Here is a 21,584-nt window from a genome sequence, read left to right as displayed (position 1 = left end):
CTTATCTCCTATATTGGAGATTGAGCCTCTCGATCCCTTCTTTTCCCTTCTCTCTCATGGGACCCGCGGTATCCGTCGCGTTCGCGATCACCTACCTGAACCCGTAAATTCTTGACTCATACGCGGAATTGTCTGGGGATGTGGCTTCACCGGAGCCGATTTCCCCTACGTGGGGCAACTAGCCAAGACAGATGTTGAATGTTTTGCAGATATGCTAATGCAACGCAGATAAACTTAGCTTCGCTCAAGCAATACTATCCAAGTCAATGTAGCCTTCTATGCACAGTTTGTCTTTGGTGTCCTTGGCCTTTGTTGAAGCTAAACTGGCTAGGTTAATCAGATTGCAGATGGCCGAGACGGGATTATCCAGACTTACCTGTCCCCTTCGTCCGCCCGAGACTCCAACCGCCACACTGACCTGTACCTCCCTTGAGTAGGCGATGGATGAAATCCGTCTTTGCAGATGCATGCAGAATCGCTTGCAGGTTGCTTCATCGTAGGTAGTTACCACCGCGAATTCATCACCACCGTATCTGCATAGGTAGGCATCCCTAGGTATACTATGTTTTAACGTCTGGGCCATCTCCTTTAAGACATTATCACCTACTGTATGACCATAGCCCTTGTTAATTTGTCCGAAATTGTCCACGTCGATGAAAACTATGGAGATCTCCTGTCCTTTTCTGATCAGAGTCTCAGCACTAGAGTACAGATAACTGCTATTATACAGGCCGGTAAGGGGATCAAAATATGTACTAATCTCTGTAGCGAGGACGTTTCTTTCTAGCATTCCCACCAGTTCTTGCTCGTCCATTACCAACAGGGCACCGGCATCACAATGATCGAAGACATTCTGAGCACCCCAGATGGACTCCCGTAATGATAGCGTTGGGTAGCGTTTTACTGATGTATCGGCAATGATCCTATTCGGGTGTGCATCCAACAGCTCCTTGTAGGTTACAACACCGATAGGAGCACCTTGATCCAATACCGGAAAGTAGTCCTGTTTCCTATTTAACGAAAGCTCAATGGCCTTTTGAACACTATCAAGGAGGTTGAGTCTTTCGAAATCAGTTCGCATAATTTGGCTAACACGTTTGATCATAGCTCAATGGACTTGCTGATTTGCAGAGTGATACTCATCTGGGCTTTGATGATTGTTTTTTCGTCAGCAAGTCGACTCCCTTCATCTAGAATGGTTGATACCAGCTTCTCCTTCGGAAGTAGGTTCAATAGTGATTTCTTTATAACTAGGGCCTCGATTATCGGATGATCAAATCGCTCGATCACGTATTGATCCGGTGATAGAATATCTACCATTCTACGCGCCGCTTCGGGCCCAATTGGTGCCTTTCTTCCGACAATCAAGACATCCTGCATCGGCGGCATCTCAAATTCGGAGAAGCGCATGTTAATCTCGGCTCGTTTGGAGTACCCTGAACTCTTATTCATACGTAACATACCTCTCTTTGTTTGAAGAAACATATATATACTGCTACTAGACGTTCCAGTGCTAACTTAATTGAACTCGAACCTCTGAAGTTGCTTGAGATAATCAGTACCACATGCGCCGTTGTATTACTACACATAGTACCAATTCCTGGGCACGATGTAATTTAATTTAATTCTACTATACCGGTTCTGATTGGTTTGTGCAACTTTGTTTATTAATGCAAGAAAAACACTATTTGAGCCAAACAACCTTCGATTGAGTACACTAAGTCAAGATAGATCTAACGCACGGTTTGCGGAGTTCTATTGTTTTGCGACAAAAGGGAAAAGGCTATTTGCGGAGGAGAGTTCTAGAGTAGGCAAAAGGCCCGGTGATGATGCACCGAGCCTTTTGTATAGCAGATTATTTCATGCCAAACATCTGCTCTTTTAGGTCCAGGTAGTATAGGTAATTCTCCGGTGTAACATCCGGAGGACAACGGTGATCGCAGAAAGGAATATATCCTCCCCTTTCCACAAGAGGGACCAGGGATTCCATGTATTTCTTGATTGCCTCTTTGCCCTTGATCAGCTGAATCTTATCGAAACCACCCATGATCCGTAGGTCCTTCCCATATTCGTCAAAGAGCTCCTTGGGATGGCTGCAGCTGTTTACCTCAAAGGGGAAGAGACAGTTAATGCCCGATTGTAGCATGTATGGCAGAATAGGCCTGACGTCCCCGTCACAGTCCACGTACCAGATATCAATACTGTATTGCTTGAGTTTCTTGTTGATTCTTTCGTAGCGAGGTACTACTATATTCTTGAAGAAATCCAAGGAAACCAAGGGGCCATGGCTAAAACAGATATCCTCCCAACCCCCGGCATAGTCAAAGTCTATGTGGGGTAGCACTTGGTCTAGGAAGTCTTCTACCAACAAGCCGGCGGTCTCAACCATATCCTCAACCATATCAGGATAGTCGTAACAGGCATAGGCCAATCCTTCGACGGTAAGCATGTCCCTGATTTTGCCAATCATTGATCCACACCAGACCCCCAAAGGATAGTCTCGGTCTTCGGGATGCCTCTTCTTTAAGGCTTCGATATCTACTTTCCTGGCAGGATCATCCCGGCGGAACCGCTCTTCCTTAACCTTCTTCCAATCATCTGGGGTCTCGATAGAAGAGCCAATGAATCTAGGAATCGTTTCTCTGCCCTGCTTGGGAACCTCCACTAGTAGTCCGTCCCCGTTAATCATGATTTTGGTGGTCGGCGTCTCTCTAATGAGCTCATTAGCAAAGCCTGGTGAAAGCCAGATGTTACCACCGACCATTTCGATGCGATCAAAATTGAAAAAGAGATCTGCTGCTGCATTGTGCGTGATGTTGTTATCTCGAAAGATGTCCCATTCCCGGAAGTTGTCGTCCCAATAACCGAATTCCATATTGAAAGTGCGGTCAACGGGCTTGTAGTGCATCTGGTTATTAAACCGCTCCCGGTCTGTCATGGTACCCTTCCATTTATCGCGACATGGTGTGATGGACATGATGAAACCTCCCGATGCAAGATGCACGAAATAGCATAATCATGATATAATTATACTACGTTAACAATCCGGTTTCATTAGGACAACTTGCGAAAAAATATACAGATCTTGCTGGGGGTTGTAAGATGGGAAATGTGGTCTATGTGCAAGATAGGTCCTGGAGTGCCTATCATACTGCCGCAGGGGTAGCCCGATCACTCTTCTACTATGTGGAAGCTGGCGGACATTTTTGGACTGATACTAAGTATCGTACAAAAAGGCAAGATCTAAATAGTATGCTCTTGGTTTACACCCTAAAGGGCAAGGGTTATCTGGAATACCGGGGTAGCTCCTATACTCTTACAGAGGGGTATGGGTTTTTAATCAACTGCATGGATGAGCAGGTCTATTATACGGATACCAAAGAGCTATGGGAGATCCTTTGGGTGCATTTCAATGGCAGTGAAAGTGCTGGATACATCGAGCGGATCTACCAAACGCTCGGTCCATTATTTTACGCGCCACAATCCAGCGTTATACCGACAAACATCAGATCGATTCATACCCTACTTAACGCCAGGGATCCCCGCTTGGATATACAAGGGTCCTGCCTAATCGTCCAAATACTTACCGAGCTGCTACTTAGGACCTTCATTGACGACGATGGTAGCGCTCTGCCTCCCCTTGTTGAGACCGTAATTAAAAAACTAGAGAATGAATATAATAAACCGCTGAATCTGGACAATATCGCTCGGAGTGTAGGGGTCAGCAAGTATCACCTATCCCGTACCTTCAAGAAACATACCGGATTTAGTCCCTATGAGTATCTACTGAACTACCGGCTCACCCGGGGTAAGACACTGCTGCAACATACAGACTTGCCAGTGGAGGAAATAGCTTATCGGGTTGGGTTTAGTAGTTCCAGTCACTTCATCAGGATGTTCCGGAAGTACGAGGAAATGACACCGCTACAGTTTCGAAAACGGTCAATGTAGGGATAGTTATGTAGAGTAAGTAGGTGCTAGGCTCTTCAACCTAGCCAAGCTGGCTAGGTTGAAGAACAAGTAAACACCAGATTATGCTGTGTTACTTAAGACTCTGATTGCCCTCTGTCGAATCCGGATCCTGGGTATATACCGTACCGTTTTTGACCCAGATCTGAGCGTTTTCATCCTGCCTATGCGTAAGGTGCATTGTATAGCTAAGTTTGTCATCGCTAGGCTTGTATGTTGATTTGCTATTCTCTTCTGTATCGTCGATGATAGCAATTATCTCCGCGTAGTTTTCAATGTACTCCTCAAGGACTGTCTCTGTGTCGTCAAAAGCTAGTGATACTGGATACTTGCCGTCCCCTTCGAATGCTTTGTACATCTCCAGTCCCAATGCGATTGCTCGGCCGCTACTTTCAAGTGCTGCAATGCGTGCACGCTTTTGGAGTCCCGTATAACTGGGAATAGCAATAGCGGCGAGAATGCCCAATACAACGATGACGATTAATAGTTCAGCAATGGTGAATCCGTCTTCACCCTTTGAGCGGAAAAGTTTGAACATAAATGATTCCTCCCTTGTGCTTTCTGGTATATTGTTATTAACCTCTGAATGTTTCTTGAGGATAATACCCCCCTTTCTTACACACTGAACGATCAGAAAAACCGACCGAGACCTCGGCCGGTTTCACTACTAGCTCAACCTGATCTTAAGTGACCACATACAATCAGGGTTCATCGCTTCCGAAGGTAGGATTGAATAACAGTTTTTTCCTGGCTTATACAGGTTCAATTGTATCATATCTGTCTTGGCGTGGACAAGACCTTCCCCACAGTTTTTAGAGCCCACTTAATTATACTACTATTCTTTTACTCTGGTTACCTTATCCGGTTAAGGGCTCAGAGCTTTGTGTAGATCTACCGCTCTTTCATTGCAACAGGTCTGGTGGTGGTTACATAGCCTAGCCATAGGACAATTGCCGCTTCTGTCGCTTCTTGACAAGAAGTGACCAGTGGTCTACACTACTTGACGAAGGCACTTCCTAATCGCCGCCAGGTTGCATAAATTAGCGGTATATCTTCTACGATCAAAGTTTTCCAATGAAACAGTTCCCATTAGGAACAAAGCCTTGCTAGAATAACGCTTGCACCGATCACACGAAGACTGTGTGTATGTTGAACACGGTGAATTCGTGGGCATCTGCACGTTTTGGAAAGGGATACATCTTGAACGCGGTCAAAATCACTTTTCTCGAGCTGTTGCGGTTTTTCCTGCCGTTGGGAGCGACTCCCTTTTTGATTGCTTCCACTCACTCTATTGTCGATGGAGCATTGGCTCGCTTACCTAATCCGGAGACTAACTTGGCTGTTTTCGGCATCGTCAAGTCTTTGACAAATGTGGTGAAAGCGCCGGAGTTAATGTCTACACAGGTGTTCTTAGCCTTTGTAGATGATAAGGATAGTTATCGTTTGATTCGTAAGTTTAACTGGTCAGTGGTTTTACTTATTTCCTCATTACTAATGCTGCTGGGTTATACTCCTTTGGGGGGATTTGTGTTGCAGCAGGTCTTTAAGATTCAAAGCCAAACCCAGCTTGAACTTGCCTACCGTGCCATGAGAATTGTAGCCTTTCTTCCTTTGGTCGAGACCTTGCGCAACTCTTACCAGGGTATGGCCGTTGGATTGGCCCGAACCGGTATTATGGCCGTTGCAACGGGTCTACGGGTGATCTTGATATCCTTATTCCTATCATGGGTGGTTGCTGGCCAGTTCTTCCCTGGGATCGTTGCGGGAAGCTTAGTGTGGGTGGCTGGGATCGGCCTTGAGCTGGTGGTTATCGTCAGCTATGTTGTATGTTCCTTTGGTTCCTTGGATCGAGCTGTAGCAACCCTTCCATCGAAGGAAAACAGCAATCTGTCTATGGGTCTGGTGCGTTCCTTTTTCATTCCCTTGGGGATTATGAGTGTTTTAGCAGCTTTGATTCCGTCGGTGATCCAGGCCGGTATCTCAAGGTTCTCCCTATCTCCTATGGAACACCTGGCGGGATATGGTGTTGCTTTAGGTTTGATGACGATTATCACCGGTCCTATTCGTTCTTTGCATCAGTGTGTATTGGTATACGGTGCCGATGAAAATGGTGTTGTCCGTCGCTTCTGTTTGTTTGTAGGTGTTTTGTTTACCCTAGTGACTGTGCTGCTATCCCAAACACCTGTAGGTGATTGGGTAATTGGTGAGATAATTGGTGTGTCTCCTGAGGTAACGAAGATAGCCCGAGGGGTCTTGGGTGTGTTTGCCTTCTTCCCCATTGCCTGTGCCTGGCGAGAGTTTTATTGGGGCATGATCATGAGAAATCGTAGTACAGGGATCATTGGACGGGCAAAGACGGCAAACCTAGCAGCAGTTGTTGGGGCCTTAGTGCTTAGTCTGGCTCTATCGGTGCATCCGGCCTTAGCTGGAGCCATTGCCTTTACCAGTGGGGAAATTGTGGAGAGCCTGGTAATCTGGCATCATGCTACCGAACGAAGGACCTTGTCCCGCAACCAAACGGTTGAGGAAAAGGCATGAAGAATAGTGTTCGTCTTATTTCCGCTGCATAAACTGATCAAGGCCTTGCATAAAATCATCGACTAACGGTAACATACCGACCCGTCGCACCCGGCAACCAGTGCCAGCGATCAAAGGTGCGATTATATCTTGTACCTTACTGCTTGTGGTGAAAATGTGTTCGGGAATAAACCCCACTTCCTCAAGGGTGGTAACGAATCTTGCTTCGATAGGTTCTTCGTTGTTGTGATCCGCCAGAAGCTCAAAGTTCACCGCTTTTCCCGTATCTGCGTTCATGATCACGAATATCTGAGGAAAGATTGGTCGTCCTCGGTCCGTAGAAATACAACAGGATGTTATCCACCGTAGGTCGACACAGAAACAGGAATTTGTCTTACAGGGGAGGCTCCTGAGCCGACGGGCTCGAGGAGTATTCTTGAATCTGAAAGATGGCGCACTACAGTCTGCAGCTAGCGGAGATGTGACCCACTCATCGGACCATGTTAGGCGATTGTTGAGGGTTTGGGCCATACGTACGAAGTACGTTCCATAGATGCCGTTATACGCAAACCGACAGGGTTTATCCTTGTTTTTAAGCACGATATCCAGTGTCTGAGTAAGGATATGGGTCAGCAGAATGATCTCTTCATGGTCAAGTGTGATGGGCGGGCTTCCAGGTACATGGCTACGGAATTGGGGCCATGCGTCCCGTTCCCAAGGATTCAGTCCGATCTGCTCAAGAATCGCTATGTCCTCTGGGGTGAGGAATTCATGGGTGGACAAAACGGCAATAATGGCATTCATTTTTAATAAAACGTGGGTAGACTCTTCTGACCCCGGGGTGTTATCCAGAAGCATTTGGTGTTGCTCCAGGGGCTTTTCCCCCCGATAGATAATCAAACCGAAGGTGTTCTCGGCGGCACCGAGGATACAACAGTAGTTGATCCCTTTAGTTTTCGGGTCTTGCACACCAAACAGATGGGTATCGTCAAAATACTGCCAAGGCCTTTGGGTAAAGTAATCATCCGCCGCCTTGAACAAGGCTAGCCAAAGTCTTTTGTTTGTCTTCGGTTTTTGCCCAGCATTCATCGGAATCATCCCACCTATGAAATTGTCCTAGTCCAAGATAGTCTGCAGTTGTGTTAGTAATTCATCGGGTAGAACAACGCCGGAGGCTTTTGCATTCTGCGCCACCTGTTCAGGGGTTCTTGCTCCTACAATGGCACTACTGATAATCGGTAAGCGGAGGATCCATCCAAGGGCCAACTCGATCATGGTTAGATCGTATTGTGCGGCCAATGCCGATAGCTTCTCTACTTTGAGCAGGTTTTCCTCTGTCAGTACCCGTTGTACAAATTGTTTTGCATTCTCCTCCGTGGCCCGGGAATTCGTCGGAATAGTCTTTCCCCTTCGGTATTTCCCGGTCAGGACACCTTGTGCTAAGGGCGAGTAGACAATCTGGCCGATCCCTTCCTGGGTACAGAGAGGTACGATCTCAGATTCAATATCCCGTTGTAGCATGTTATAGCAGGGCTGATTCGATATGATCGGATGCAGGTTCAGTGTTTTGGCCATGCCAAGGGCACTGGTAATCTGCGCAGGGGTCCACTGACTAACGCCAACATAAAGTACCTTGCCCTGGGTGACTAAGTCATCTAAGGCGCGCAAGGTTTCATCTAGAGGCACTTCTGGGTCGTAGCGATGGCATTGGTAAAGATCGATGTAGTCAGTCCGCAACCGTTTCAAGGAAGCATGGCACTGCTCCATGATATGTTTGCGAGACAGTCCTCGGTCATTGGGACCCTCACCCATAGGAAAGAACACTTTCGTAGCAAGGACATAGGATTCCCGGGGAAACTGTCTTAAAGTCTTACCAAGGATTTGCTCGGCCGCTCCTCGATGATAGACATTAGCGGTATCAAAGAAGTTGATCCCTAGCTCATAGGCTTTGCGGATACAGTCCATCGCGGTAGTCTCATCTACATATCCACCATAGGTAAGCCAGCTGCCCAGCCCAATCTCGCTTACCTTCAAACCACTCTTACCGACACTCCGATAACGCACAAGAACCCCCCTGTCAAGATACTATAATAAAGCAGCGCGTTTTTAAAGCCCCACTCTTAGAGAATTCGCTATTGGTGTCAGTAATCCTTGTTCAAACTTGCCTATGTCATCGCCCGGGGAGTTTCTATCTTGGGGTGATGCACGTTGGGCGTTGCTTTGGAAAAGCGTTCTTGTTCGGTGTCGGTACTATCGCTATTTGACGGACCAGATTTGGCAAGTCCTAGCATGGCCCGATCGAACTCAGCAGCCAATTCCTGCACCTCAGGATTCTGATAGTCCCCTCCGGATCTATCCCACGCCGAGTGCATCCTACGCCGAATTTGTTCTATTTCCCCGGCGTGTTTTCTTGAATTGTTCACGGTACCTGGAACCTCCCGTAGAAATAAATGTCTTGTGTATGGATATCTTAAGTACGCACACAATTGCCATTATAGCTATTCTGTGGTGCAAGGGCAAGACCTAAAATGTCGAATGTTGGATCGAAGTTTGCAGTATTCTAGCAAAGCATTGTCTCCTATGGTTTTAGATTCGAAAAATCATGCTAAGGTCCTAGATCCTAGGTGGAAACCGGACCCATACGCCTTCAGCAAATGACAAGGAACAAGGAACCAAGGCCCTTGTTTACTGCTTGTGGACACCTTTGACCTAGGTATAGCTACCTGGTATTATTGAGGTAACTAGAACTTCTTAGGGTGGGTGTGGTGCGGTGACAACCATTGATGAGGCCTTGGAGCTTTGTGTCCTTGCGGGTGCCCTGCTTTTGGGTAGTAATGCGGAAATTGATCGGACGGAATCGACCATCGCCAAGATGGCTAAAGCTGTCGGGATGAAGGAAGCGGAGGTTTTTGCTACGCCTACAGGCTTTGTGGTGACCCTTGAGGATCAAAATGGGAATAGCAAAACTCAGGTGCGGCGGATCACTAATACCGGGAATAACCTTAGTGTGTTGGATGAAGTAAATGGGGTATCCCGAAGTCTTGCCCAAGGCAAGGTATCGGCTACAGAGGCGAGGGCTCTACTGCGGGCAGTTTCGGACAAGAAACCTAGTCACAGAGGTTGGATTGCTCTAAACGTTGGAATCGCGTCAGGTAGCATCACCTATCTTTTGGGAGGCGGCCTAAGCGACCTTGGGATTGTATGTTTAATCAGTATGACCGCCTATCTGATTAGCGCCGGGTTGGAACGGGTGGGACGATATCGGATCTTGAGTATTGCCACCGGGGCCGTATGGATCACAGCTTGGGTGCTCATCAGTAGTCAATTTATCGAAGGATTATCCATAGAGACTGACATAGTTGGGGCATTAATGTTCTATGTTCCGGGTATTACCATTACCAATGGTATCCGGGATATTACATCGGGCAACCTGATTTCCGGGGCCGCCCGGCTTTTGGATGCGCTCCTTGTAGCGTTAACTCTGGCTTTTGGGGTTGGTTTGGTCTTGAGTCTGGGAACGAAGGTGGCGATATTCTGATGGATTATCTCATTCAGCTCTTGCTAGCTGGGACCACCGCAATCGGTTTCGGACAGTTGTACGGGGTGCCTAGACGCCTTACTTTCTGGGTAGCTGTGCCAAGTGCTCTAGGGTGGCTAGTTATTATTGTCGCTAAGGCTATTGGAGCCAGTGAACTAGTGGCGTTTTTTGCCTCTTCCACGGTGATCGGCATCTCAGGCGAATTGATGGCTCGCCGATTTCATGCCCCTGCTTCTCTGTTTATCATCCCGGGTATCTTTGTCTTAGTTCCCGGTGCCAATGCTTACCAAGCGATGCTGTGTTTCATCCAGAGAGATTACGAAGGTGGTGTTATTGAAGCAGTAATCACCATGCTTCTTGCCACCGCGATCGCCATGGGACTCATAGTTGCTAACGCTATTATCTACTTGCGGCGTCGTTGAGTTTGAAAAGAGCATCCAGCTACACCCTTGCAGAGCGTGTAGCTGGATGCTTATTTCAGTGTTTAAGTGCGAAATACCAGATCCAATACAGCGTGGCGGGGTTGATCGTTGGTGAGGAATGTGCAGCTAACATTCCTTGTATCGTTCACATGGATTGTTAGCTCATTGGCTCCAGCCTGTAGATCCACGGTGCAAATTGTCTCTCGGTAGGGACGGTTGTAGGCGGGCATGAAATCACGATTAGCGTCGCTTTCCAATACGGTGGTACCGTTTAGAATCGCCTTGAAACCTCCCTCGGTGGCAACCATGAGCTGAACCTGTTGCTCCCTAGGTGATAGGACTTGGGTAGTGGCTACACAGGGGCCCTGGGGTAAGGTCAATGTAGTACCGGGGAAATTCATTAGAGTCTCGGTACCAGTATGATCCGTTATTCGGTAGGTCCGTCCGGTATCAAAAATGACTGGCACGCGGTATTCGGTCCAAGTCCGCTGATTAAGCTCCCGCTTTAGTACCAGGGGCATCCGTAGATATGGAGGCAGCTCCTCGGGAGGCCAAATCGATAGCTCCACTGTTTTAGACTCACCGGGCGCTAGGTTGAGGAGATGGCTGGAGCATTGCCAGCCCTGTTCTACTTCAATGGTACAACTACCGATCCAAGGACTGGTCAGAGTGTTGCAAAGTGTTGCGGTGACCGTACGTTTTATCCCAGGGAAAACGGCGGGCCCCAAGTCCCCTAAGTCGATGACGACGTCAATACCAGGTAAGGTATGGGAGTAAGAGGTAACGCTTTCTGCCCAGAGTTTTCGGGCCACTTCTTCTAATCCAATGGTAGTGTTAATCACTAAGGTGTCGTCGGAAAACCCGGCCAGGGCGTCCTGCATCATAAGGACCTTCATGCCCATTCGGCAGGTTCGTTCGGTCAGCTCCTTTAGGGTCTTGGGTGCATCAAGACCATGTACCGTTGGGGTGACCATAATCTCATCCCCCACCGGTTCGATCCACTTTTGCGGCAGGGCGTCTCGTCCAAGGATAATGCCTAAAATAGCACCTAAGGTAGCCCCGGTGCAGTCGGTATCATATCCGCAGTTGACTGCCTTTAAGATGGCATCACCGAAATCTGTTCCATATAGCCAGCCCAAGACGGTAAAGGCAATATTTTGGGGAGCGTCGGTGAAATTGGGACGTCCATGTTTCTCCAAGACAATTTCCCGGGCTTCAAGCCAGTCCTTTCCAGACTCATAGGCCTCGATGACTTCTTTTACAGCCGCATAGACCCGACAAGTTTCGGGAATGACCGACAGTCCAATTTGCAGTAATTGGTCCCGATCCTTGTTGACAAAAGCGGCACTTTCGATGGCGGCGAAGAACATTTCACCATAGACTCCTTCCCCACCGGCGTGATCTGTGACAGCATCAGCCAATGCATAGCGGATGGCCAAATCCGGTCTGCCCGGTGCAACCATACCCCAGATTTCGGAACGAATCGGTGAGCCCATGCAGTTGGTGAAGGGGTTGTCAAACCAACCGGAAAGTGGGGGCACCATGCCCTTGCGTGCATTTGTCAGGCCATATCCGTACTCGTCATAGTTAAAGAACACGTGGGCCAACCATTCCTCGGACAGGTGCTTTTCGTCTAGTTCTGGTCCATGGGTCTCTAAAGCGTGCAACCAGACCAGTTGCAGGTCTAGATCATCGTTGGGTAACGGTCCCTTCTGGGGAAAGAACTCAAGGTTAAGCACCTCTTTGCGTCCTTCCATGGGACCACCTAGGGTCCCGCCGATGTTCTTACCTAGCCAACCTCCGTACACACTATTATAATAGTCTTTCCTGTTCAGATGAGCTAGCAATGGGGAGCCTCCTTTGTGTTATCTGATCAGTGATCACTATTAGCTAAACTTGTAACCCTATGTTATCGGAAGCTTCAAGGAACTTCCATAGGACAAATTGACTTTAGCTAGCACTATTTTAACTTGTGTTAGCTGAACCAAGAGAGTAGCTGGGCATAGGTAGCCCAGCTAGGGAGATCCTGGTTAGCTGCTCTTGATTATTAAACTGTTTCAAGTAGATGGGTATGTTCAGGTAATGAGGCGACTATCTCGACAACAAAGGGGTCTAGACCACCATTGGCAGCGTTCCGTCTGAGGAGGGCCACCACTTGGCTCGATGGGAGGGGCTCTTTATACGGTCTTCTCTCGCTTAGGGCCGCGTAGACGTCGGCAACGGCCAAAATCCTTGACCCCAAAGACAACTCGTCTTCTTCGATCTGGAAAGGGTACCCTGTACCATCGAGGCGTTCGTGGTGAAAGGAAGCCCACTCCTTCACAATCTCCAGACCTTGGATACGGTCTAGAATGCGAAAGGTAAAATAAGGGTGGACTTGGATCTGCGCCCGTTCTTCATAGGTTAGACTGCCCTCTTTTTCCAGAATGGTATTGGGTACCGCCAATTTGCCCACATCATGCAGCAGTCCGGCAAGCTCGAGCATCCTACATTCCTGTTCGGAGAAGCCTAGCTTGCTTCCTATGTTCCTAGCAGTACTTGCTACCAGAAAGGAGTGACGGCTGGTAAAGGGTGAGCGCAGGTCGATCATGCTGGCAAAAAGACGTCCGAGGACCAAGGGACTGACAAATTGATCGGCGATAAGATAAGAGTAATCAAAACAACGGTCCCGTACATAGTCGGTCATTAGGTCTAGCCAAAAGGAGGGCCTTGTTGCAATGCTCTCAAAGGCAGCAACTACCCGCGGATCAAACAAGGTATTTGAATTGCTACGGAGCCAGGCTAGGATCTCTTTGATCTCACTAGGCTCCACCAATTCCTCCCCTGCGGCGATAACCGCACGATCGGCAAGAAAGATGATGCTACAGAGGAAAACTTCATTGCTACTAGGCAGTGTATTAAAGGGACGGTGGTGATGCTTGATGATACTGGCTAGATGATCAAATTCGGGGATTTTGTTCAACAGTGCGCTTCCCCGCTGACTGTGTTCTATCACCTTGTCCTGGGGGACGTCTCGCTCGATTAACTCAGTCCTTTCTACATCGTCTAAGATGCCAATATCGTGCAAAATAGCTGCCATAAAAAGCGTCTTCATGGCGGAAAAGTCAAGGTCCAATTCCTCTCCGAGCTGCATACTGGTGAAAAGGACTCGCTTAGCGTGCATACGAAATCTCTTATCAGCTAAGTCAAAAGCTCCCGTAACTGCAAACAGCAGTTGAGCCACCGGGATTTCCTCAAAGATAGCAGACATAATCGGCAATTTCTCCTTTTTCTATGGTAGGACCACATCAGATATATTTTCGGGGATCCCGGTGGGAATTCCTGCAAAAACGGAAGAAAGGGGTAGGAACATGTCTACAGATAGCTGGTATTGATCCGTATGAGCCAGAGAAACGGGGAAAGCCCCTGCAAAACTGAAGTTTTGCAGGGGTATAGAACCTAAAGACTTGGTTTGTTTACAAGTACCTGTTTACTATTGTTGCGAATGGATCTAGCTCCTGCCGATCCTGTGGCCACGGCCATGCGGGCGGCAACCGGATCAGAAATGGCGCTCTTACCGGTAAGTAATAAGTCCAGAAAATCCTCAGTAATCAATTCGTCGGAACCCCCGTGTCCTCCTGCGGCCGATTTGACATTGTAGGTTCGGCTAGAGTACTCCCGCCAAGTGTTTGAGCGACGGGTTAGTACCATGATTGTGTCTTCACCGTTCACGTTCTCAAGCCGTCCTTCGGTTCCAATGAAGGTATAATTGCGGTAAACATCCGGGGTAAAATGACACTGCAGATATGCTGCCCGGACCCCATTGTCCAGGTTCATGAGGATCATGTTGGTGTCCTCCACATCGATCTCTTTGCGGTATACACACATTTGTCGGCGGGCTGGCTCATGCTCAGATTGTACTTCCACGCAAGTTCTCCGCTCGGGACAAGTAGGACATCTTAGGTCGTTGTCTTTTTCTCCACCGTAGTAGTCCAGTCCTCCCGTGCCTACAACAGACGTGGTGTATCCCCCGGCCAACCAGTGGATAACGTCAATGTCGTGGGCTCCCTTTTGCAGGAGTAAGGTATCGGTGTTTTCACTGTTTCCATGCCAATCGTGGAAGTAGTAGCGGCCACCGTAATTAATAAAGTGGCGGCACCAGACCATTTTTAGCTCGCCAATCACCCCGGAGTCGATGATTTCCTTCATGGTCCGCACAAATCGCATGTAGCGCATATTATGCCCGATCATCAGACGCTTTCCCGATTTCTTCCAAGCTTCTAACATGCGATCGCAGCCTTCAACGGAAATGGCCATGGGTTTTTCGCAGAAGACGTGTTTACCGGCTTTTAATGCGGCAATTGTCTGTTCCTCATGGAAATGGTCCGGTGAGAAAATGGCGACTGCATCTATGTCTTGTTCAAGAAGCTCTTCAAAGTTTGTTGTGGTGTAAGCATTAGGGTTGACCCTTTGTTTGAATCCTTCTAGAAACTCCGTTGAAGTATCCATTCCTGCAACTACAACAGAACGTTCTTGTCTCTCATTGTGCCAGCAACGGGCCATAGCTCCCCGGCCTGATACGCCTACTACGCCAATTTTGATCTTGTCCATGGTAAACTAAGGTCATCCTTTCTGTATTAATAATGAAGGTTTTGTTTACAATTAGGTGGACTGTTGTTCGATCCAGAATTTTAGAGACTTTGTTTACAACCTTTACAATGCTCACCTGCAGACTACTCTACACCTGGAGATTACTCCACCGAGTCTTTCAACTGGAAATTCTGACTATCACTATGAATATGGATTCGAGATCGTCCCCTTCAATCCCTGCACAAGCTCACGAATTTCAGTGATTACAGGTCGTGCTCCTTTCCCTTTTCCGCAAGGAGGTCTGTTAGCTCAGACTCAGTGATATGGTACCTATTACCGCAGAAATGACAGACAAGCTCTGCCCCTTGATCTTCGGTGATCATTTCCTGAAGATCCTTCTCTTGGACTACGGTTAAGGCGTTTAAAAACCGCTCTTTTGAGCATCTACAGCGGTATTCCACCGGTTGTTCACTAATAATGCGTGGCTGTAGGTCATTTGCCAAAAGATGGATTATTGCTTCCGGGGTCTTCCCATTTTCAATAAGCCTGCTAATGGGGGGCATATTGCTCATTCTAGATTCGAGACAATCAATGATTTCATCTGACGCACCGGGCAGCAGCTGCAAGATTAGGCCACCTGCGGCTTTCACTGAACCGTCCGGGTTCACCAGTACTCCTAGGGCTACTACCGAGGGTATTTGTTCTGAGCTAGAGAAATAACAGGCGAGATCTTCGGCTATTTCACCACTTACCAAAGCAACACTCCCTTGATAAGGGGTTTTTAGTCCAGTCTGTCGGGTAATGTATAAATGCCCCTTCCCCACCGCTGGGCCAACTGCTAGCTTGCCTTTCTTATTTAAGGGCAGGTGCACCGCTGGGTTTTGAATGAATCCCCTCACCAAGAGCTCCGGACTACTTTCCGCGATGATGCGTCCAATGGGGCCATCCCCGATGATCTGTAGGATTACCCGTTCGTCATTCTTGGTCATGGATCCCAACAAAGCTGCAGCGGTAAGACATCGACCAAAGGCGGCAGTTGCCGTGGGATAGGTGCCGTGAATGTCGCGCCCTGCCTCTACGAGATCCGTTGTTAGGGCGGCAATGATCCTTGCTTGGTTATTAGCGAACATAGCGCGTACTAGTTTGTCGCTCACAATCATCAGCTCCCAATAGATTATACTATATGGGCGAAGAAAAGTGTTAGGTCTCTTTGCGGCGAAAACTTCATCCGGTTTGTCAAAGCCTGTGCACAGATATGACAGATTCTGGGAGCATCTGCTTGGCTAAGGTGACTATGTTTTGATGATGGGTGAAGAAGATGATCTGGGTCAACTGTGAAAGGTTGCCCAAAATGGTTAATGCTTTCGCTGCTCGCTCATCGTCAAAGTTGATCAAAATATCGTCCAACACTAAGGGAAGGGGTTCAGCTGTCCTCACATATTGCTCCACGCTGGCCAATCGTAAGGTCAGATATATTTGATCCTGGGTTCCGTCACTCATATCCTCCACCCGGACCCGCTCCCCATCAGCGCGTAGTCCGAGGATAAGTGGGTTATCCTTGGAATCATAGTCTACCACTAACCCTACAAAAGAACCTAGGGTCAGCTGCTGGAACAGTTCTCCAGCCCGGGCCAGTACTGGATCTTGATGCTGCTCTCGGTAACTCTCAACACCCATCTGTAGCATGGATTTCGCCAAAATGATCTGCACATATTGCGTTGTATACCCCTCTAGTTCAGCAAGGACCCCCTGGGCCTGTTCCGCAAGATATGATGCTTCGTCAATACTTCCCAGGCTTGCCTGCTCATAGTCCCGCTTCAAGGCCCCGAATTCCTGTTGTTGACGGGCATAGTCTGTTCGGAGGTTGGCTAGTCTGGTTTGGATGCTTTCTAACTCTGCTTGCAGGCAATCGGGATCGACCCCTTCTGCCTCCAAGATAAGCTGGGATAAAGTCAGACCATCCCCGCTTTCTAGGAGAGCATCTTCGATTGCCTTTATCTTCTCGCGCAGTTCTAAGACTTCACCAGACCTCTCCTCTGCCCTTTCCAGATCGGCGATGTTACTAACGTCTGCCTCCTTCATGAGGGCTTGAAGCTTCTCTTGTGCCCGCTTAAGGGTGGACTCTGCCTGTTTTGCCGCCTCCTGATGCGTTTGCAGTTGTTGACGAATTTGCTCTTGCCTAGCTAGATTAGCGCTGGCTTGTTTGTACGCTTGATCAAGCTTGATCAATGTAAGTTCCGGGGTAAGGTCCAAAGTTTCATATCCGGCGTCCTGCAAAAGCTTCGCAATTTTACCTTCAAAATCTGCAAGGTAATCTGCTATTTGTTCTTCTTCCGTATAATACTGTTTTAGCTGATCCCGTTGGGAGAGGAGCCTTTCTAGGCTTTGCACGAAGGAGACAGCCACCGCCGGAAGAGTGCTTTCCGGTAGGTGAAGGGCTGCGCGGGCCTGGGTCCACTGTTTGTTCCATTTGTCCAAAGCTACTGTTAGTTCTTCTAGATCGTTCTGGGCGTTTTTTAGATCAAGGGTCAGATCCGTTTCGTGCTCCCTAAGGGTTTGCAACGTCCCAGCATCTTGATCAATCTTCGAACATATCTGTTCGGCAGTGGATACCAACTGGTCCAGTGTTTCATCGGGGTTAGTGTCAGTCCCCAGTTCGGTGAGGGTGTTTCGCAGTTTAAGCTCTAGGTCTTCAAATTGTTGTGCAGTAATCTGCATTTCCTGCTCCAAGGAGCGGACCCTTGTCCCGAATTCTAGCGTTTGCGCAAACAGCTTTAGCCAGGCCAGCATTTCCTTTGGCGCGCGGGGGACAAAGCCGCAGGGCTGCCATAGGTCTTCCCAGCTGTGCATGAGGTTCTCATAGCACTGTGCCCGCTCCCTTCTTTCTTCCTCAAGCCGGGAGATGGTTTGTCCAAGTCTCAACAACTCTGCTTCCAGCTGGGTCTTGCTGGCGATATTGGCAGACTTGCTGTACATTTCATCGCTAAGCTGGTCGGCTCTTACTACTGACCGTTCGTAGGCTTGGGATAGGGGTTGTCCATCGGTAAAGGTCAGGACCTCCCGAGGGTCGGTGTGTTGATCTAGCCAGGCTTGTTTGACGAGCTGCCAACCCCTTTCTCTATGCTTGCGTGCCTGGGTGAGATCCTCATGGGAAGGTACCGGCATGGTGAGATTTAGTGTGCTCAACTGCGTCTTTTTGTCCCATTGTAGCCTATGAACTTCTGCTAGTCTTGCTGTTAGGACTGCTAGTTCCGCCTGAACTTGTTCAACATTCTTTTGAAAATCCTCCACCGTCTCCCGGAGGGGAACCGGCAGTTTGCATAATTCATCCCATGATCCCTGCCACGGTTCTAGCTTTCGTAGATGCTGTTCAAGCTTACTTGTCAGCTCAAGCAGCTGCTGCCTTGACTCTAGCTCGAGGCTTGCGGGATCGCCCTTCTCAATGGCGGTACGGACAAGATTTCGTAGTTTCCGGGAATCCAATGCCCGGTCCAATCTTTCCTGTTTTTCCCTGTTGAGGATGATTGCCTTGTTAAGTTTCCTTAGCTTTTCATCGATTGTACTTTGCTTTTGCATGAGCTGTTCGTGCTCTTCTGCTAGGAGCTTAATTGACTCGATGCTGATCAAGGATGGACGGGTTTCCTCGATTTCGGTTAAGGTTCTTTCAGGATAGATTTCCTTTAGCAGGATATTGGTGCTTTGCTCCAAGAGACGAATTTCCCCTAGGAGTTCTGGCCGTCGATTGAGCTTATCTCGGTATTGTTCTAGGCGTTGCATTCCTGCGGCGATATTGGCTCCTTGGGTAAGGAGCTTTTGGTTTATTACTAAGGCCTGTTCCTGTTCCTGACAGGTTCTCATTGCTTCTAGCGAGCTTTGCTGTAGTTGTTGCGCATGCTCTATAGTCTCCATGGTACGGATTCGTATTTGTGGAGCATCCTTTGATAGAATTGGCACGGGGCCAATTTGCTCAAGTCGCTCCCGGCAGTGCTTCAAGTGTCCTAATTGGGTTCGGGTGCGCAGCATGCGTTTGCGTTTTGTCACTTCCTCGGAAAGGTGTTTCATGTTTTGCTCAACCCCGGCTAACTTCTTGATCTGTTGTTGGTAAGCTGCTTCAAGATCAAGATACTGTCGAGGATGGAGGGTGTGTTGCCTTAGTTGGTCCTGTATCTGGGCCAAGCGGGTCATTCCTTCATTGATGGGCCATTTGCTCGCGCGGGGCCGGTACAGCTGTCTTGCCTCTTCCTCCAATTGCTCTATAAGCTGGTGTAGTCCCGTAATACCGGCAGCGGCTTGAAACAGGTTCTCTCCCAGGGCACCCTGGGAGGCGACGAGGGCTCTGCCCCCCTCCCTTAAGCGAGCGTGGTTTAACCCAAACATCTGTTCATAGACATTTCGTTCAAGACCAGCTAAATACGGCAATAACCGGGACTCATCAGCGGGGGTATCGTTCGGATCAAGGAAGGTGTTTTTTCTTCCCTTGCGACGGCGAAAGGCCAGTTCCTTACCACTGGAATGCTGGAGCAAAGCACCAATGCGCAGGTTCTGATTACCATATAAATATCCATCGGTGGACCCTTCGGGAACACCGAATAGGACATCGAGAATCCCCCGGAGCACTGTACTTTTGCCCGCTTCATTTTGACCAAATAGGAGGTGAAAGGAAGCTTGGTCTGCGAATTCGATGCGTTTATTGTCAAAACAACCAAAAGGAGTTAGTTCCAGGTACCTAAACCTCATCGGTGGTGTCCCCTCCTGCCTCATACAACCGAGTGGTGAGAAAACCAGCGGCATCAGCAAGAAGTGCTTGGTAAACCTCAGGCTCTTGTAGATTTGGCTGGTTAGGTAGTTTGGCTAAGACCTCCTGTAGATCATCCAGCTCTTCTAGCAACTGGAGTACGTACTGCTTGTTGTCTGGTATTTGCTCGATGAAATCCAAAAGGAATGCGATGGGATGATGATGCTCTGTAATCTCCTTTAATCTTACCCTGGGTCTTGTTTGTACAAGCACCCTTTCCACCCATACGTTGCCCCCACTCACATCTGTGGCCACTGCCCGCAGGTTATTTACCCAGTAATCATGGTCGGTTCTGAGCCTTCGATCAATGGCGGTGGCACCGGTGATGACAAACCGAAGGGCCAAGAACTTGTTTGGGTTGGCATCCTGGGCCATTTGGGTGGCTTGCCACGCCTGATCCAAGAGGTCATTGGTAGTGGCAGCATCACAGGCATCAAGGGTGATCCTTTGCCAACGTAGGACATCAAGCTCTCTTTCTGCCACGGTATTAATTTTGCCGGGATCTGCAGTGACCACGGTGCATCCCTTTCGCCCTTCTTCGTTGATGTGTCTGCCCTGGGTATTGCCGGGAAAGACGACCCAAGGGTTCTCGGCTAAAACTTCTCTTTTATGTACATGCCCTAGGGCCCAATAGTCGTATCCTTTTTCCGTTAGTTGGTCTACCCGACAGGGAGCATAGGGTTCATGCCCTGCACGACCCTCGGCTGAGGTGTGCAGCAACCCGATATTCAACAAGCCTGGGATTGGTGCGGGGTAGGCAAGACTGATATTATCTGTAACGGCGCGGGTGCCAAAACCCTGGCCGTGAATGGCTACTCCTAGCTCATTTAGGAAGTGGGTTTCAGGGCCCTCGGTGGAAAGCTCGGTTACGTTGTCCGGGAAATGGAGATTGTGGGTGATGATGCTTTGGGCATCATGGTTTCCCCGGATGATGAAGACTGGAATATTAGCCTCCCGTAATCTGGCAAACTGGGCGGACAGGAATAGACCGGTGTTGTAGTCTCTCCAATTTCCATCGTATAGATCTCCCGAGATGAGAAGAAAGTCGACCTTTTCCGTAAGGCATAGTTCAACAAGGTTAGATAAGGCTCTGCGGGTGGTGGAACGTAGATACTCCACTGGAGCTCCCTCGTAGCGTACGAGTCCTAGAAGAGGGCTATCCAGATGGATGTCCGCAGTGTGCACGAATTTAGTCAAGGGTGTTCCTCTCCCTACACGAATACATATGTCTTTGCAATGCCAGGAGCAATCCGGTTTATCATCCGGGAATTTGCAGTTATGGCCATGCTTCTAATTTCGCTAAGGACCTTGGTCTTCCTGCTTTCTTTTCTGAAAGACGTTGACGCTACGCACACACTCTCTTCTAGAAATATGAGGTACTGCTCAAAGAACTGTTCCGCATTTCTCCTTGGCTACTTAGTTGCCAAAAGACTTCTTCAACACTTGTGCCTAGACTAGGTGGAGAGATTTGGCGATGAACTCTTTCGTGACTGAATGTAGATGAAATTGTGGTCTCAAGGTAAGAGACTTCTTCGGGGTATCATGCTTTCCAAGAACATCCCGATACCAGCGTTCTTATTGGGACGTTCGAAATGGAGCGATGCAATAACCCCTTCAATTCCCATCGTATAGATCCCCGCAAGATGACAGTTCACAAGGTTGGGTAAACCTCTAAGTGAAGCGTAGATACTCTACTGGGAGGTTTCGTCACGGATCAGCTGTCAAACGCTGAAAGGAATGGTCCTTTCTTTGATCTACCAGATTTCCCTAAGTG

At 48.5% G+C, this 21,584-nt stretch carries 17 protein-coding genes and 1 riboswitch; of the genes, 4 read left to right on the top strand and 13 right to left on the bottom strand.

What is annotated here, in order from left to right; translation table 11 throughout:
- Positions 1 to 244: 244 nt before the first annotated feature.
- The 3 genes from M0Q40_07915 to M0Q40_07905 all read right to left on the bottom strand — a co-directional run bounded on the left by M0Q40_07915 (position 245) and on the right by M0Q40_07905 (position 2,977).
- Positions 245 to 1,081, bottom strand: a complete 837-nt coding sequence (locus M0Q40_07915; GenBank protein MCK9222534.1) for a GGDEF domain-containing protein — start codon at positions 1,079 to 1,081, stop codon at positions 245 to 247.
- A gap of 20 nt (positions 1,082 to 1,101) precedes the next feature.
- Positions 1,102 to 1,452: a hypothetical protein gene (locus M0Q40_07910; protein ID MCK9222533.1), complete on the bottom strand. Its 351-nt coding sequence runs from the start codon at positions 1,450 to 1,452 to the stop codon at positions 1,102 to 1,104.
- Positions 1,453 to 1,855: 403 nt separating this feature from the next.
- The gene (locus M0Q40_07905; GenBank protein ID MCK9222532.1) at positions 1,856 to 2,977 is read right to left on the bottom strand and encodes a hypothetical protein; all 1,122 of its coding nucleotides are present in this window, start codon (positions 2,975 to 2,977) and stop codon (positions 1,856 to 1,858) included.
- Positions 2,978 to 3,102: 125 nt separating this feature from the next.
- Between M0Q40_07905 and M0Q40_07900 the strand changes: the two genes are divergently transcribed.
- Positions 3,103 to 3,951 (top strand): AraC family transcriptional regulator, encoded by an 849-nt coding sequence (locus M0Q40_07900; GenBank protein MCK9222531.1) that lies wholly within the window; start codon positions 3,103 to 3,105, stop codon positions 3,949 to 3,951.
- A 91-nt stretch (positions 3,952 to 4,042) separates the two neighbouring features.
- Here M0Q40_07900 and M0Q40_07895 read toward each other — a convergent pair whose 3' ends face one another.
- Positions 4,043 to 4,507, bottom strand: a complete 465-nt coding sequence (locus tag M0Q40_07895; protein ID MCK9222530.1) for a prepilin-type N-terminal cleavage/methylation domain-containing protein — start codon at positions 4,505 to 4,507, stop codon at positions 4,043 to 4,045.
- Positions 4,508 to 4,613: 106 nt separating this feature from the next.
- A riboswitch (cyclic di-GMP riboswitch) is annotated at positions 4,614 to 4,697 on the bottom strand.
- Between the two features lie 472 nt (positions 4,698 to 5,169).
- Between M0Q40_07895 and M0Q40_07890 the strand changes: the two genes are divergently transcribed.
- Positions 5,170 to 6,507 carry a hypothetical protein gene (locus M0Q40_07890; GenBank protein MCK9222529.1) on the top strand — a complete coding sequence of 446 codons (1,338 nt, stop codon included), beginning with the start codon at positions 5,170 to 5,172 and terminating at the stop codon, positions 6,505 to 6,507.
- 15 nt (positions 6,508 to 6,522) lie between these two features.
- Here M0Q40_07890 and M0Q40_07885 read toward each other — a convergent pair whose 3' ends face one another.
- From M0Q40_07885 to M0Q40_07875, 3 genes are all read right to left on the bottom strand, one after another.
- Complete coding sequence (locus tag M0Q40_07885) at positions 6,523 to 7,584, bottom strand: hypothetical protein (GenBank protein ID MCK9222528.1); 1,062 nt, start codon at positions 7,582 to 7,584, stop codon at positions 6,523 to 6,525.
- Between the two features lie 18 nt (positions 7,585 to 7,602).
- Entirely contained in the window at positions 7,603 to 8,550 is a 948-nt protein-coding gene (locus M0Q40_07880) for an aldo/keto reductase family protein (protein ID MCK9222527.1), read from the bottom strand.
- 101 nt (positions 8,551 to 8,651) lie between these two features.
- Positions 8,652 to 8,909: a hypothetical protein gene (locus tag M0Q40_07875; protein MCK9222526.1), complete on the bottom strand. Its 258-nt coding sequence runs from the start codon at positions 8,907 to 8,909 to the stop codon at positions 8,652 to 8,654.
- A gap of 347 nt (positions 8,910 to 9,256) precedes the next feature.
- Here M0Q40_07875 and M0Q40_07870 point away from each other — a divergent pair, with 347 nt between their 5' ends.
- Positions 9,257 to 10,024: a threonine/serine exporter family protein gene (locus M0Q40_07870; GenBank protein ID MCK9222525.1), complete on the top strand. Its 768-nt coding sequence runs from the start codon at positions 9,257 to 9,259 to the stop codon at positions 10,022 to 10,024.
- Positions 10,024 to 10,446 carry a threonine/serine exporter family protein gene (locus M0Q40_07865; GenBank protein ID MCK9222524.1) on the top strand — a complete coding sequence of 141 codons (423 nt, stop codon included), beginning with the start codon at positions 10,024 to 10,026 and terminating at the stop codon, positions 10,444 to 10,446. The genes M0Q40_07870 and M0Q40_07865 overlap by 1 nt, the downstream gene beginning before the upstream one ends.
- Positions 10,447 to 10,508: 62 nt before the next feature.
- Here the strand turns inward: M0Q40_07865 and M0Q40_07860 are convergent, their stop codons facing one another.
- The 6 genes from M0Q40_07860 to M0Q40_07835 form a co-directional block, all read right to left on the bottom strand.
- Complete coding sequence (locus tag M0Q40_07860) at positions 10,509 to 12,293, bottom strand: ADP-ribosylglycohydrolase family protein (protein ID MCK9222523.1); 1,785 nt, start codon at positions 12,291 to 12,293, stop codon at positions 10,509 to 10,511.
- Positions 12,294 to 12,493: 200 nt separating this feature from the next.
- On the bottom strand, positions 12,494 to 13,696 hold the full coding sequence (locus M0Q40_07855; protein ID MCK9222522.1) for an HD domain-containing protein: 1,203 nt from the start codon (positions 13,694 to 13,696) through the stop codon (positions 12,494 to 12,496).
- A 188-nt stretch (positions 13,697 to 13,884) separates the two neighbouring features.
- Positions 13,885 to 15,036, bottom strand: a complete 1,152-nt coding sequence (locus M0Q40_07850) for a Gfo/Idh/MocA family oxidoreductase (protein MCK9222521.1) — start codon at positions 15,034 to 15,036, stop codon at positions 13,885 to 13,887.
- Between the two features lie 242 nt (positions 15,037 to 15,278).
- Positions 15,279 to 16,169: an Hsp33 family molecular chaperone HslO gene (gene hslO, locus M0Q40_07845; GenBank protein ID MCK9222520.1), complete on the bottom strand. Its 891-nt coding sequence runs from the start codon at positions 16,167 to 16,169 to the stop codon at positions 15,279 to 15,281.
- 82 nt (positions 16,170 to 16,251) lie between these two features.
- Entirely contained in the window at positions 16,252 to 19,752 is a 3,501-nt protein-coding gene (locus M0Q40_07840) for an AAA family ATPase (protein MCK9222519.1), read from the bottom strand.
- Positions 19,742 to 20,995 (bottom strand): DNA repair exonuclease, encoded by a 1,254-nt coding sequence (locus tag M0Q40_07835; protein ID MCK9222518.1) that lies wholly within the window; start codon positions 20,993 to 20,995, stop codon positions 19,742 to 19,744. The genes M0Q40_07840 and M0Q40_07835 overlap by 11 nt, the downstream gene beginning before the upstream one ends.
- Positions 20,996 to 21,584: the final 589 nt, after the last annotated feature.

The organism is Limnochordia bacterium (assembly GCA_023230925.1).
Taxonomy (GTDB): Bacteria; Bacillota; Limnochordia; order DUMW01; family DUMW01; genus JALNWK01.
Note: the sequence above shows the minus strand (reverse complement) of the source record. Positions and strands in the feature narration are given on the sequence as shown.